A 13439-nucleotide genomic window follows, 5' to 3' on the forward strand; every position below is an offset into this window, starting at 1 on the left:
TTCCCCGGGGCGCTTTTTACCATACGGCAGCCCGGTCCAAAAGGCAAGCGTTTTCCCCCAATTTGCCTCTCGACCGTCAGGCAAGTCCCGTTTCCGCCGCTTGTTTTGTTAAAAATAACACAATCTCCCCTGTATATTCCCCTTTGGATTGTCAAAAAAATATCATAGTATTTTCTAGGATTTTCTCGTTGACTTTTCCGGAAAGGGTGCTATACTAAAGCTGAACTCACCAGTACACTTACTGATGTGTCCCACTGCATCTGAAATTTTGAAAGGGAGTGTCATCATGGAAAAGCTCACTCAGGAACAGTATGGTCTGTATATCAATGGCAAATGGGTGCCCGCCAGCGACGGCGCCACCTTCCAGACCCACTGTCCGGCCAACGGGGAGCTGCTGGCCACCTGCGCCCAGGCTACCAGAGAGGATGTGGACACCGCTGTCACCGCCGCCTGGGAGGCCTTCAAGACATGGAAGAACATCACCACCAATGAGCGGGCCGCCATTCTGAACAAGGTGGCCGACATCATTGAGCAGAATGCCGAGCATCTGGCTATGGTGGAGTCCATGGACAACGGCAAGCCCATCCGTGAGACCATGGCCATCGACATTCCCTATTCCGTCCGCCACTTCCGCTATTTTGCCGGCTGCATCATGGCGGAGGAGGGCTCGGCCAATATTCTGGACGGCACCACCCTCTCCCTGATCCTGCGGGAGCCCATCGGCGTGGTGGGTCAGATCGTCCCCTGGAACTTCCCCTTCCTGATGGCCGCCTGGAAGCTGGCCCCCGTGCTGGCCGCCGGCTGCTGCACCGTGTTCAAGCCCTCCAGCGACACCCCGCTGAGCGTGCTGGAGCTGGCCCGCCTGACCCAGGATGTGATCCCCGCCGGCGTGTTCAACGTGATCACCGGCTCCGGCTCCAAGGCCGGCCAGTACATCCTGGACCACCCCGGCTTCCGCAAGCTGGCCTTCACCGGCTCCACCGAGGTGGGCCGCAACGTGGCTCTGGCCGCCGCCGAGCGGCTGATCCCCTCCACTCTGGAGCTGGGCGGCAAGAGCGCCAACATCTATTTCGACGACTGCAAGTGGGATATGGCCATGGACGGCGTCCAGCTGGGTATCCTGTTCAATCAGGGCCAGGTGTGCTGCGCCGGCTCCCGTGTGTTCGTCCAGGACACCATTTATGACAAGTTCATCGAGGAGGCCGCCAAGCGGTTCAACGCCGTCAAGGTGGGTATGCCCTGGGAGGCCGACACCCAGATGGGTTCCCAGATCAACGAGAACCAGGTGAAGAAGATCCTGCAGTACATCGAGATCGGCAAGCAGGAGGGCGCCAAAGTGGCCTGCGGCGGCGAGCGCGCCACCGAGGGCGACCTGGCCAAGGGTTGCTTCATGAAGCCCACCCTGCTGGTGGACGTGGACAACAAGATGCGGGTGGCCCAGGAGGAGATCTTCGGGCCCGTGGCCTGCGTCATCAAGTTCCACGACGAGGACGAGGTCATCGCCATGGCCAACGACAACGCCTACGGCCTGGGCGGCGCCGTCTGGACCCGGGACATCAACCGGGCCATCCGGGTATCCCGGGGCATCGAGACCGGCCGTATGTGGGTCAACACCTACAACTCCATCCCCGAGGGCGCCCCCTTCGGCGGCTACAAGGCCTCCGGCATCGGCCGGGAGACCCACAAGGTCATCCTGGAGCACTACACCCAGATGAAGAACATCATGATCAACCTGTCCGAAGCCCCCTCCGGCTTCTATCCCGACAAGTAAGCAAGTCTGTGAAAGATCCGGCGCGAAACACCGCGCCGGATCTTTTTTACCCTCTTGTGAAACATTTTCCCCTCGGTTAGGATATTCAGGGTGAAAAGCTTTTCAAGGAGACACGCTATGATGACAGATCAACAGTTCACTCATCTGGCGGAGCGGTACATGGACACCATCTTCCGGCTGGCGTTCCACTACACCAGGAGCCAGGCGGAGGCGGACGACATCACCCAGGAAGTCCTTTTGAAGCTATACCGGACGGACAAGGCCTTTGAGAGCAAGGACCATGTAAAGCATTGGCTGCTGCGGGTGACCATCAATTCCTGCAAAAAGGCGCTGCTGTCCCCCTGGCGGCGGATGCCCCGGTATTCGCCATGACCAACGCCGCCAGCAGAGACTATCTGGACACCGCCTCCACCACCGATACGGAACTCTGGCTGTGCACCTACTTCGTCACCGACTTCATCACTAACGCTTCCAACCTTCAGGTGTCCATCGGCGACGGCCAGAACCGCCTGGACATGGCTTCGGTGGCGGTGGCCCTGCCGGAGAGCAGCGGCCCGGCCAGCGTGGAGCTGGCGGAGGGAGCCATTGCCCTCTCCCCCATCGGCATCCGCATCCACACCACTGCCCTGGGCCTGCCGGTGGACCCAGGCCCCCGGCAGATCGTGCTCCACTACGCCGACGGCACGGACTATGTGCTGAAGGATGAGGATGCCTTTGTCTCCAACAGCACCTACGGCTTCGCGGACATGGAGCAGGGGGCGTTTATCTACACCTTCAACCGCATCGTGGACACCACGGCGCTGGCGTCGGTGACCATCGAAGGCGTGGAATATTCCCTGCCCACGCAGTAACAGGAAAAATGGGCCCTGCCGCTTTGGCAGGGCCCATTTTTGTTTATGTGGGAGCCGCTGTGCCTGCTTCCACAGTATAGCGCAGCGCCTGCTGGGCCGGGATCAGCGTTCCGTCATTGCGCAGCACAAAGGTGCGCAGCTCCAGCCCTTCCCCTTCCGGCAGCGGACAGGAGAAGGACACCGTCTCCCGGCCTCCGCCGGTCCGCTCCCAGGTGAATAACTCCAGCAGCCGCCCGCCGCCCGGTTCCGTCAGGGCGGCAGACAGCAGCAGCTCGCCCGGCAGGCCGGACAGTTCAAAGCTCAGCGTCCCCGTCAGCAGGTCCCCCTCCACGGCAAATTCAGCCTGGGGGCAGGCGGAGGGCGCCAGCACCCGGGCCGCTTCGTCCCCCAGCAGCTGGGTGCAGACAGATTCCATCCGCTCCCCGGTGACAGCGTAGTAAGAAGCCATTACGCTGTTATTTTCCAGGAATACCCGCCGGTAGACCCAGATGCCGTTGTTGTTCTGGCAGTAGGTATTGCCGGAAAAATCGGGGCTGTTTTCCGCGTCGGTGCCCATCATCACCAGGGCGTGTTTCGCCCGGTAAAGGACGTTGTTCTCCACGGTGATGCCGCTGTTGTAGGTGGGGCCGTCCCAGAGCGTGATGGCGTTGCCGCAGTCGGTGACGCCCATCCAGGTGCGGTGATAGTTGTCGTCTCCGCTCCAGCCGTAGCCGCTGTCAAAGATCAGGTTGTCTGTGATGGTCACATCCCCGAAGGTCTCCCGGGTGTTGTCCCAGTCCCGGTTGTGGTCGCCGATCAGCCCCCCGGCCATGCAGTTCTCAATCAGATTGCCCGTCATGGTCATACCCAGGAGCAGGTAATCAGGCCAGAGGAACTCCTCGTCAAATTCTATGGTGACGCCGCCGTCAAAGGAATCGTGGACATAGCAATTCACGGTTGCTGTATCATTGCCCTCCATGCGGACGCACTCCCCAGAGGTGGGCACCCATTTCTCCCCGTATTCACTCTCGTAGTTCAGCGCATGAGAGCCGCCGCCGATCCAGCCGATCTCGCAGTTCTGCACCCGGTTCCCGGTCCCCCGGCTCAAGTCAACGCCCATGGTGCTGCGGTACATCAGGCACAGGTTGTCGATCACATTGTTGTCCGTACAGTCCACAATGGCCCGGTAGCCCTCGGCCACCCCCACAGCGCTCTGGAATTCGATACTGTCGTACAGCTCCCCGGGATTCCCGGCGTCACAGCGCAGGTACAGCGGTCCCCGGCTGTCCACATTGTGGACCCAGTAGGTCGCCGACGGGTCCTCCGGCTGGTAAGCGGCCATGTCAAAGGTGGAGTAGAACTGCAAATCGTAGGCCAGGCCCTCCACGATGTCGAATTCTTCCTCCATCCGATCGGTAAATACCGCGTTCTCCCCGTCCCAGTAGGAGAACACCCGCAGGGCGCACATCTGGCCGTCGTTCATCACGATGTTGCCGCAGTCGGCAATATCTTTGTAGAACTTCCAGATCTTCACCCCGTCCCGGTCGTACCACAGCTCCCATTTCTCCCCGCCGGCGCCGTTCTCCGGGGAGCCGTAGATTTTGGGCTTCTCCCCCTGGCCGTAGGCGGAATAGGTGACCCCCGGCACACACTCGAGGGTGCCCCGCCACAGGTCCCCCCGGCGGAAGAAGATCCCGTCGCCGGGCTGCGCGCCGCTGTTGTTCGCCTGGTGCAGAGTGGCCCACGCCGTCTCCGGCGACAGGCCGTCGTTGGAGTCGTCTCCATCGTTTGAGACATAGAAGCGCCGCCCGGTGACCGTCACCTGGGTAGAAGTATTCAGGATCTCCTCCCGCCGCTGGTCCCGCAGGGCCTGCATCTCCCGGTCCTCCGGCGTCTCCCAGCGGTCCGATTCCGGGAAGGTGCTCCCGGCACTCTCGTACAGCCGCAGCACGGAGACCTGGGCTTCCCGGTAGAGAAGAGGATCTTCGGGGCGCACCGAGTTGCGCCCGGCGTCATAGTCGAAACACATCTGGCCGCTGACCCGGCTGTACCGGCCGATGGCATAAAAGTAGGCACAGGCGTCATACTGCCATATAACGCCTGGGATCAGCTCAAACTGCTCCTTCCAGAGCTCGCCGTATACAGGGTCCAGAACGCACCCGTCCCACGGCTCCCCGATCTTCTGGTTCATGACGGCCCACCGCTCGTCCAGCCCGATGTAATCACCGCCCAGGGTGATCCCGGCCAGAAACAGGGATACCATGCCGTTGTAGCGGTCCAGCTTCTCCTGGCTGGTCCTGGCCTCCGGCTCCGTGCTCCGCCACTGGCTCAGCTTGTCCGGGGCAGCCAGCGCCACCAGGGCGTCCAGCATCTGAAAATAGGTCTCGTAGGTCACAACGGTATTCTCATGCTCCAGTTCCCCGATCCCCAGAGCGGCCGCACGGCGGATCTCATCCGTGATCCCGTCCTCCGCACCGGCTGCCGGTACCGCGCCCAGCAGCAGGGCGCACAGAACACCCAGGCAGAGAAAACGGCGCAGCATCCTGTTTGCCATACGCACTCCCCCACTTTTTGATATTGTTAAATATAACATGTCTGGAACGACTTGTAAATTTTTTCAGGGTATTTTACGTATTTTTTGACAGATTGGCCCCTTCTGTGTTGTTATAGAGGTGAAAGGAGGGAGGCCCATGGAGGAACAGCGGGCGCAGGATCTGGTGGAGCGGTACGCCGACGCCATTCTGCGCATCGGCTTTACCTGGCTGGGGGACATGGACGACGCCAAGGACATCTGCCAGGACGTGCTGCTCAAGCTGGTGACGGACGAGCGCACCTTCCCCGACGCCGGGCAGGAGCGGGCCTGGGTGGTGCGCCTCACCATCAACCGGTGCAAGAACTGGAAAAAGAGCGCCTGGTTCCGCCGCCGGGCGCCCCTGGAGGAGGGGCTCCACCTGAGTGTGGAGGCCCCGGAGCCGGAGGACGGCTCCCTGCTGGAGCAGGTGAACCGCCTGCCTCCCAAATACCGGCAGGTGCTCTACCTGCGGTACTATGAGGACTATGAAGTACAGGAGATTGCCGCGCTGCTGGGCCAGAGCCCCGCTCTGGTGAGCACCCATCTGGCCCGGGCCAAGGCCAAGCTGCGGCAGCAGCTGGGAGGGAATTGCTATGATGGATAACCGCTATCGGGACGAACTGGATCAGATCAGGCTGACCGGTGAGAGCAAACGGGACCTGGTCCGGGCGCTGGCCGCCCGGCAGGGGAGCAAAACCGTTCGGCGGTGGAGCCGCACCGCCATTGCGGCCGCCGTGATCGCGGCGGTGCTGGCGGGCACAGTGGGGGCGGCGGTGGTTCTGCCGCCGGTGGTACGGAACTATTTCGGCGACAGCGCCGGGTACCGGCAGAGCGCCGTGGAGCTGGGGCAGTCCATCACCCAAAACGGCTGGACCCTGACCCTCACCGACTGCCTGGCCGACGACTACACGATTTATCTGGGGCTCACCCTCACCGCCCCGGAGGGTACGGTGCTGGACTGTGCGTACGGGTATCACTTTATGGATGCGTTTATGCCGACCTTTCCCGACCTGCCGGGGCTGACCGGCAGCGGGACCTATCATCAGGTGGAGGACGACGACCCCACAGACAACCAGATCAGCTTCCTGTTTTTCTGGAGCTATTACTCCCAGGAGAAGTCCCTCAACGGCCAGACCCTGGACTTCACGCTGGGGGAGCTCTATCACGAGGTGGGCTGGGACGGCGGGAAGGAATACTCCATTGAAAAAATCTACGACTGCAACGAGACCTGGGCCTTCCGCACCACGCTGAACTACCCGGATCACATCATTCGTCTGGAGCCGGACGTCACGGTCCATACCCTGGGCGTGGACGCAAAGGTGGCCGAGGTGACGGTATCACCCATCAGTGTGTATGTGCTGCTGGCGGACAGCTCTCTGTTAGGGCACCACCACAATCCGCCCCGGGACTCTGAGGGCTACCCCGCCTGCACCGCCTACCAGGAGATCACCCTGTATACCAAGGACGGCACCGCCATCCCCCTGAAAAATGACAGCCCGGAGAGCGGCTGCGACGAAAGCACCTGGCCGCTGCCTCCCGACTGGGATGCCGACCCCTCCGGCGGGGAGCGGGGCTGGCTCCGGTTCATCCGCCGCCCGGACACTCCCCTGGACGTGGAAAACCTGGCCTCCATCTCCATCTGCGGGGTGGAAATCCCGCTGGAGTAGCGGGCCTTACCCCTCCTGCCAGGTAATGCACAGTTTGGTATCCAGGGGAAATTCCAGCAGCTTGTCCCCAGCCCGCCGCTCCTCAGTGAGGGCCACGGCAGTGATGGCGCAGTTGTCATAGGTCTTGTAATAGTAGGTGCCGGTGTCCGTGTTGATGCAGCAGGAATACCGGGTGATATCGCAGTTCCCTTCGGGAGTGCGCACGGAACCCCGGGGCATGGCCACCGCGTCCAGCAGGTGGAAGAACTGGCTGACGCTGCTCGCCTCGCTGTCCTCACAGACGCAGTTCCGCTTGCAGAAGGCGGCCCGGACATAGCGGGAGGCGGGGGACCAGTCCCCCGGCAAACCCATCGCCCCCATGCCCTGGCCGAAGGGGGACAGGTCCAGAGCGGGGTCCAGCGTGTTGTCCGGCTGGGCGGCGGACAGCCCCCGGTACTGGGTCAGATTGGTCAGGTGGAAGGGAAAAGGCGGGTTGTTGGTCAGCACCCCCACCGGATCGGGATACACCTTCACCCCGTCCGCCATGGGCTCGGCCACGAAGGCCCCGTGCCTGTCGGCGATGTGCCAGTGGAGGGGCGCCAGGGGCATGTTGGGCCGGAAGGGGACCCCCAGCAGCGGGATGCGCTTCATCTGTTCCGCCGCCTCTTCCGCCGTCTCGCAGGTGCCCAGCAGGTAAGGGATCAGCTCATAGGGGGCCAGGGCCTCCCCCGCTCCCCCATCCGGCGGATACCAGGCGTTGCCAGGGAAGTTGAGCCCGGCCATATAGACCCCCGACTCGTTCACCCCCTCGGCGTACAGGGGATAGCCCTCCGCCACGCTGGCCATGCCGATGATGGCCTGGTGGGTCTCCGGGGCGGTCATTCTGTGAAATTTCAGGGGAAAATGACGGGGCGTAATCACAACTTTTTCCCCGAAGGCATATTCCAGGTCCAGATTACGGCCGGTATAGGTATTTTTTGTGGTGAGCACAAGGCTGGTACACATGGCGGGACCTCCTTTTTCCTTCAGTTTATCCAGATTTGAAAAAATCCCCCGGGATATCCCGGGGGATTTTTCTTACATTTTCTCGGGCGCGGTGACACCGATGAGGCCCAGGCAGTTGGCAATGACGGCCCGGACGGTGTCCGCCAGCTTCAGGCGGGCGGACAGCACGTTGGCCTCCTCCCCCTTGATGCGGCAGGAGTTGTAGAACCGGTGGAACTCGCCGGCCAGGGTGATGAGGTAGCGGTTCACGTGGGAGGGGTCGTAGTCCCGGGCGGAGAGCCGGATGGTCTCAGGCAGCTGGGACAGGGTCTTGATGAGGGCCTTCTCCTCGGCGGTGGTGTACAGGGAGGCGTCCACGGCGGAGGCGTCGGGCACCGGATCTCCCTCTTCCGCCAGGCGGCTCACCAGGGAGCAGATCCGGGCGTGGGCGTACTGGACGTAGTACACCGGGTTGTCGGAGTCCTCCCGCACCGCCAGGTCCAGGTCGAAGTCCAGGGCGGAGGTGGAGGACCGGGAGTTGAAGAAGAACCGGGCGGCGTCCACGCTCACCTCGTCCAGCAGGTCCCGCAGGGCGATGGCCTTGCCGGAGCGCTTGGACATGCGGACGGGCTGGCCGTCCTGGAGCAGGTTCACCAGCTGCATCAGCACCACGATGAGCCGGTGGGAGCCGTCCAGACCCAGGCCGTCCAGGGCGGCCTGGAGCCGGGCCACGTGGCCGTGGTGGTCGGCGCCCCAGACGTTGATGGCCTTGGAGAAGCCCCGCTTCTCCAGCTTGTTGCGGTGGTAGGCGATGTCGGCGGCGAAATAGGTGTAGAACCCGTTGGCCCGGCGGAGCACGTCGTCCTTCAGATCCAGCTTGTCCACCTGCTCCTGGGTCTTGCCCTCGGCCAGGTACTTCTGCTTCAGCAGGGCGGTGGTGTTGAGCCACAGGGCCCCGTCCTTCTCATAGGTCCAGCCCTTGTCGGCCAGCAGGCCCACCGTCTCGGCCACGTAGCCGGAGCTGTGGAGCCCGGACTCCAGGAACCATTCGTCGTACTGGATCTTGTACCGGAGCAGGTCCTCCTTCATCTTGGGGATGTTCACAGACAGGCCGTACTCCGCCATGGCCGCCTGCCGCTCCTCCTCCGGCTTGTCCTTCCAGTCGGGGCCGTGCTGGTCATAGAAAGCCTGGGCCAGCTCCTTGATGTCGTCCCCGTGGTAGCCGTCCTCGGGGAAGGGATAGTTCTCCTCCCCCAGCACGATCTGCAGATAGCGGGCGTCGATGGACATGGCGAACTTGTGGATCTGGTTGCCCGCGTCGTTGACGTAGAACTCCCGCCACACGTCGTAGCCCGCCCGGGTGAGGACGCTGGCCAGGGCGTCGCCCAGCACGCCGCCCCGGGCGTTGCCGATGTGCATGGGGCCGGTGGGGTTGGCGGAGACGAACTCCACCATCACGCGCTCGCCGTGGCCCTCGTCCACCGCGCCGTAGGTGTCACCTTCGGCCTGGATGTCGGTGATCACCTCGCCGTACCACTTGCTGCCCAGGGTAAAGTTCAGAAAGCCGGGGCCGGCAATCTCCACCTTGTCAAAGAAGGTGCCCGCCAGGTCCAGGTTGTCCACAATGGCCTGGGCGATCTGCCGGGGGGCCTTGTGGAGGGCCTTGGCCCCCGCCATGGCAAAGGAGGAGGCGTAGTCACCGTGGGTGGGGTCCTTGGGAATCTCGATGGTGGCCTTCACCTCCGCGCCGGCGGGCAGCAGGCCAGCCGCCGCGGCCTTCTCATAGGCCGCCTGGGTCAGTTGGGCGACCTGGTCCCGGGCCGCCTGGATCATATTGGACATCTCTATCACCTTTTCTTCAAATTCTTCCGTTGTCCGGGGCCCTCACTGCTTGATGGACAGGCCCTTCTGCCGCACCTGGATGTGGAACAGGTTCTCACCGGCTACCGCATGGTCGATCTCGATGGCGTAGTCGATCTCGATGCTGCCGCCGGCGGCGTCCAGCTCCGCCTTCATCTTCTTGGTGCTGATCCCCACGGCCAGAGCACCGTAGGGGGTGTTGTACATAGACAGGTGCCGCCGGCCCTCCTCAAACACCATCTGGGAGTTGACCTCCCCGATGCGCAGCAGGGTCACCCGGTCCCGCTCGATCTGGAAGGTGGTGAGGGTACCTTCCAGGCCGGTGAGCTCGCTCTCCTGATAGGTCAGGGTGTAGCCGTCCTCCCCGTCGGGCTGGAGGCAGCCCTCGGTCACCAGTTCTATGGTCTCCTCCTCGGCCTGCTCATAGCTCTGCCTGCCCCGGATGGAGATGATTACATTGTTTTCCATTGTACCTTGTACCTCAACCATGGGTTTACAAATTGCAAAATATTATACCTGATTTGGGCCAAAATGTAAAGGGCACGTCCTAATATTGGCTGATATCCACCTGGCCTACCGCCTCGGTCACATCCCAGCCCAGGAAAATGGAGGCCAGGCGGGAGAAGTCCTCCTGCCGGTCGCTGACAAAGTAGCGGTACCGGCCGCCGGAGGTATTGGGGGACAGGGCATCGGCCCGCTCCAGCGCGTCCGCCGCCGCCCGGGCGCCCTCTGCCCCGGCGTTGACCAGCTTCACGTCCGGCCCCATATAGGCGGCAATGACCCCCTCCAGCAGGGGGTAGTGGGTGCAGCCCAGCACCAGGGTATCCACCCCGGCCTGCTTCAGGGGAGCCAGATACTCCGCCGCCACCGTCTCAATGACGATATCCCCCCGCCGGAACCGGCCGTTCTCCACCAGGGGCACGAACAGGGGGCAGGGCTGGGCGAGCACCTGAGCCTCCGAGTTCTCCCCATGGATAAACCGCTCATAGGCCCCGCTGCGAATGGAGGCCTGGGTACCGATGAGGCCGATCTTCCCGTTCCGGGTGGCGCGTGCGGCAGCCGCCGCCGCGGGGGCCACCACGCCCAGCACCGGGATGGAGTTCTCCGCCGCCAGGATATCTAGCGCGGTGGTGGACACGGTGCCGCAGGCAATGACGATGGCTTTCAGGTCAAAGGTACGCAGAAACGCCACGTCCTGCCGGGCATATTTGACAATGGTATCCGCCGAGCGGCTGCCGTAGGGCACCCGGCCGGTGTCGCCGAAATACACGATATCCTCTCCGGGCAGCAGGCGGCGCAGCTCCCGCACCGTGGTCAGTCCGCCCAGTCCGGAATCGAACACGCCGATGGGTCTTTTGTCCAAGACCATCCCTCCTACAAGGTTTTGTTCCGCATCTATTCATGATATGCGAAATCCCGCCATAAAGCAAGGACATTTCCAATAAAAATAGGGGAAAAAACCGCCGCCGCCCCGTCCTTTTTTCTCCGCCTTGTTTGACATTTCGCCTGGGCTGATTATAATAAGATACATAGAGTTCCCTTAGGCTCTTATGTCACGACAGCGAGGAGGGTCTGCACGATGAAGCTGGAACTGACGACCAAGCAATTCCGCCGCCTGCTGGATATGGCGTATATCGGAAACTGGATTCTGAATTCCACCCGGGGCGACGACCGCTTCCGGGATTATGATGAGGTGGAGAGCCTGCTGTTCGCCAAAGCGCGGGAAGAAGGCATGACCACTCTGGCCGAGGATTGGCAGGGCGAGGTGGTGCCCTCCCGGGCGTTTGCCGAGGGCGGCATCCACGAGGCCATTATGGAATATGAGAACAACGTGTTCTTCGACATCCTGGCGGAGGATCTGGCCCGCCGGGATATGGACGACGCCCCCATCGATGAGAGCAATTACGATGAGCTCACCAGCCGGATCGACGCCTATATCGCAGAATTTGAGCAGCACGGCACCGACAACATCCTGGTGGACAGCGATCAGCTGTAACCGACGGACAGAGCGGGGCCCCCGGTCTATGACCGGGGGCCCCGCTTTTATGTTCTGATTCCTCAGCCCTCCATGGGCTGCCCGTCTGACCACAGGATCTCCGCTCCTTCGGGGGGCGCGGTGGGTACGGTGCGGGTGGTGACGGAGGCGGTGCTGTCCGCCTCCAGGGTGATCTTGCCCACATACTCGCCCTTGAACTCCATGGTGCAGGTGCTCTTCAGGGGGGTGGCGGACAGGTCGAAGGTCACGTCCACGGGAACGGCCCCGGGCACGCTGATCCTGCCGGTGCAGTCCATGGTCTGGAGCTTGCCGCCCACGGTCCTGGCGGTCAGATCCATCTTCACGTCAGGCATCTGCACCTGGCCGGTGAGCAGGTCGGCCAGACCGATCTGCCCATAGTCGATGCCCAGCTCGTCCATCCGGGCTTTCAGGGTGAGCAGATCCAGGTGGGCGGAGTAGGTCACGATGCTTCCAGATTCCTTCCGGGTGAAGTTCTCGTCCCCCAGGAAGAGGCGCAGGGGCAGCACAGTGTCCATCACAGTCTCCCAGGGGCTCTGATAGTACCAGGTGCTGTTTTTCTGCTGCTCCACCAGCAGGCTGCCCAGGGTGAACTCCCAGCCGCCGCTGAGCATCTGGCTCAGCATGACCCGCTGTGCGTCATCCATCCGGATACCCATCCACTGATCCTCGCCCAGCTCGCTGGTCAGCTGGAACACGCCGCCGCCCTGGAAGTATACGGTCCCCTCGTTGGTGTTGAGGATCAGGCTCATCTGGTCTCCGTCGGCGTCATGGATCAGCTCCAGGGCCTCGGGGGGCAGGGCGGAGAAGATGGTATCCTCCAGATCCCCCAGATCCACCCCCAGGGTCAGGTCGGCGCTCACGCCGTCCTTGCTCTGGAGGGTGGTCATATCCAAAGCGATGGAGGCGCTGTCATTCTCCTTCTCCCCGTACAGGGTGCCGGTGAGGGTCATATTTCCGGTGCCGGCGTAGGTCTTACTCCAGTCCACCGCCGCCATGGAGGCCGCGATCAGTTCGTTATAGCAGGTGAAATAGCTGTCCACCTCCGCCTGGAGGGCATCCCAGTCGGTGAGGTAGGCCGTCTCATAATAATCATCCCAGTACACGCCCAGGCCCAGGGCTTCCGCCGCCGCCCGGACGGGGATGTACACCCGGCCGCCCACTGCCGTGGGGGCGGCCCCCATGTCGGTCTCCTCCAGCTTGTCGCCCACGGTGTAGGACAGCTTGGAGTCCCCCAGGCGCATGGTCAGGGTATCCCCCGCCTGGGTTTTGGCGGTGATAAGGCCGTCGGTGTAGTCCACCTGGGCCCCCATCCCCTCCAGCAGGGCCCGGAAGGGCACCAGGGTACGGCCGTTCACCGCCATGGGCTCCAGGCCGCCGAAGTCCAGGTAGGTCCCGTTCAGGCTGACGTTGATCCCCTCGGGGAAGGGCATGCCCATGTCGGTCTTTTCCTCCGTCAGGTAGTCCTGCCAGTCGGATTCATCCATACCGTAGTACTCCATGGACCAGTTTTCGTTGTCCTCATAGTACTGGTCCATGGGCAGCCAGGCCCACGCCTCATAGTCCATCCAGTACTGGTCCCAATCCTCCTCGGTCCAGTTCTCCTCGGCGGCATCCTTCTGCTCCTGGGTCCAGGTGTTCCAAGGGCCGTATTGCTCGTACAGGCCGGCAGATTCCTCCCCCGCCGCCAGGGCAGGTGATATGCAGCCCAAAACCATCAGGATTGTCAAAAGAATACAAATCTTGCGTTTCATAGGGCCTC

12 protein-coding genes are annotated in these 13439 nt (G+C 62.5%); 6 read left to right on the forward strand and 6 right to left on the reverse strand.

What is annotated here, in order from left to right:
* Nucleotides 1-286: 286 nt before the first annotated feature.
* The 3 genes from E0E41_RS08935 to E0E41_RS08945 all read left to right on the forward strand — a co-directional run bounded on the left by E0E41_RS08935 (nt 287) and on the right by E0E41_RS08945 (nt 2622).
* Nucleotides 287-1771, forward strand: coding sequence for an aldehyde dehydrogenase family protein (locus E0E41_RS08935; protein ID WP_130869618.1), 1485 nt, complete (start codon nt 287-289; stop codon nt 1769-1771).
* 117 nt (nt 1772-1888) lie between these two features.
* The gene (locus E0E41_RS08940) at nt 1889-2143 is read left to right on the forward strand and encodes an RNA polymerase sigma factor (RefSeq protein WP_130869619.1); all 255 of its coding nucleotides are present in this window, start codon (nt 1889-1891) and stop codon (nt 2141-2143) included.
* The gene (locus E0E41_RS08945; RefSeq protein WP_130869620.1) at nt 2140-2622 is read left to right on the forward strand and encodes a hypothetical protein; all 483 of its coding nucleotides are present in this window, start codon (nt 2140-2142) and stop codon (nt 2620-2622) included. Before E0E41_RS08940 ends, E0E41_RS08945 begins: the two co-directional genes overlap by 4 nt.
* A 43-nt stretch (nt 2623-2665) precedes the next feature.
* Here the strand turns inward: E0E41_RS08945 and E0E41_RS08950 are convergent, their stop codons facing one another.
* Nucleotides 2666-5155, reverse strand: a complete 2490-nt coding sequence (locus E0E41_RS08950) for a right-handed parallel beta-helix repeat-containing protein (RefSeq protein ID WP_130869621.1) — start codon at nt 5153-5155, stop codon at nt 2666-2668.
* Nucleotides 5156-5291: 136 nt separating this feature from the next.
* Here E0E41_RS08950 and E0E41_RS08955 point away from each other — a divergent pair, with 136 nt between their 5' ends.
* Nucleotides 5292-5777, forward strand: coding sequence for an RNA polymerase sigma factor (locus E0E41_RS08955; protein WP_130869622.1), 486 nt, complete (start codon nt 5292-5294; stop codon nt 5775-5777).
* Entirely contained in the window at nt 5767-6840 is a 1074-nt protein-coding gene (locus tag E0E41_RS08960; protein ID WP_130869623.1) for a DUF4179 domain-containing protein, read from the forward strand. The genes E0E41_RS08955 and E0E41_RS08960 overlap by 11 nt, the downstream gene beginning before the upstream one ends.
* Before the next feature lie 6 nt (nt 6841-6846).
* On the opposite strand, the gene bsh is transcribed toward E0E41_RS08960, so the two are convergent.
* From bsh to murI, 4 genes are all read right to left on the reverse strand, one after another.
* Nucleotides 6847-7824, reverse strand: a complete 978-nt coding sequence (gene bsh / locus E0E41_RS08965) for a choloylglycine hydrolase (RefSeq protein WP_130869624.1) — start codon at nt 7822-7824, stop codon at nt 6847-6849.
* Between the two features lie 72 nt (nt 7825-7896).
* On the reverse strand, nt 7897-9645 hold the full coding sequence (gene argS, locus E0E41_RS08970) for an arginine--tRNA ligase (RefSeq protein WP_130869625.1): 1749 nt from the start codon (nt 9643-9645) through the stop codon (nt 7897-7899).
* 42 nt (nt 9646-9687) lie between these two features.
* The gene (locus E0E41_RS08975; RefSeq protein WP_130869626.1) at nt 9688-10131 is read right to left on the reverse strand and encodes a DUF1934 domain-containing protein; all 444 of its coding nucleotides are present in this window, start codon (nt 10129-10131) and stop codon (nt 9688-9690) included.
* A gap of 79 nt (nt 10132-10210) precedes the next feature.
* A complete protein-coding gene (gene murI / locus E0E41_RS08980; RefSeq protein WP_130869627.1) occupies nt 10211-11026 on the reverse strand; it encodes a glutamate racemase in 816 nt (271 codons plus the stop codon).
* A gap of 216 nt (nt 11027-11242) precedes the next feature.
* Here murI and E0E41_RS08985 point away from each other — a divergent pair, with 216 nt between their 5' ends.
* The gene (locus E0E41_RS08985) at nt 11243-11659 is read left to right on the forward strand and encodes a hypothetical protein (RefSeq protein ID WP_130869628.1); all 417 of its coding nucleotides are present in this window, start codon (nt 11243-11245) and stop codon (nt 11657-11659) included.
* Nucleotides 11660-11721: 62 nt separating this feature from the next.
* Here the strand turns inward: E0E41_RS08985 and E0E41_RS08990 are convergent, their stop codons facing one another.
* A complete protein-coding gene (locus tag E0E41_RS08990; RefSeq protein ID WP_130869629.1) occupies nt 11722-13431 on the reverse strand; it encodes a copper amine oxidase N-terminal domain-containing protein in 1710 nt (569 codons plus the stop codon).
* Nucleotides 13432-13439 lie beyond the last annotated feature (8 nt).

The sequence above is a fragment of the Intestinimonas massiliensis (ex Afouda et al. 2020) genome, from assembly GCF_900626285.1.
Lineage (GTDB): Bacteria > Bacillota > Clostridia > Oscillospirales > Oscillospiraceae > Flavonifractor > Flavonifractor massiliensis_A.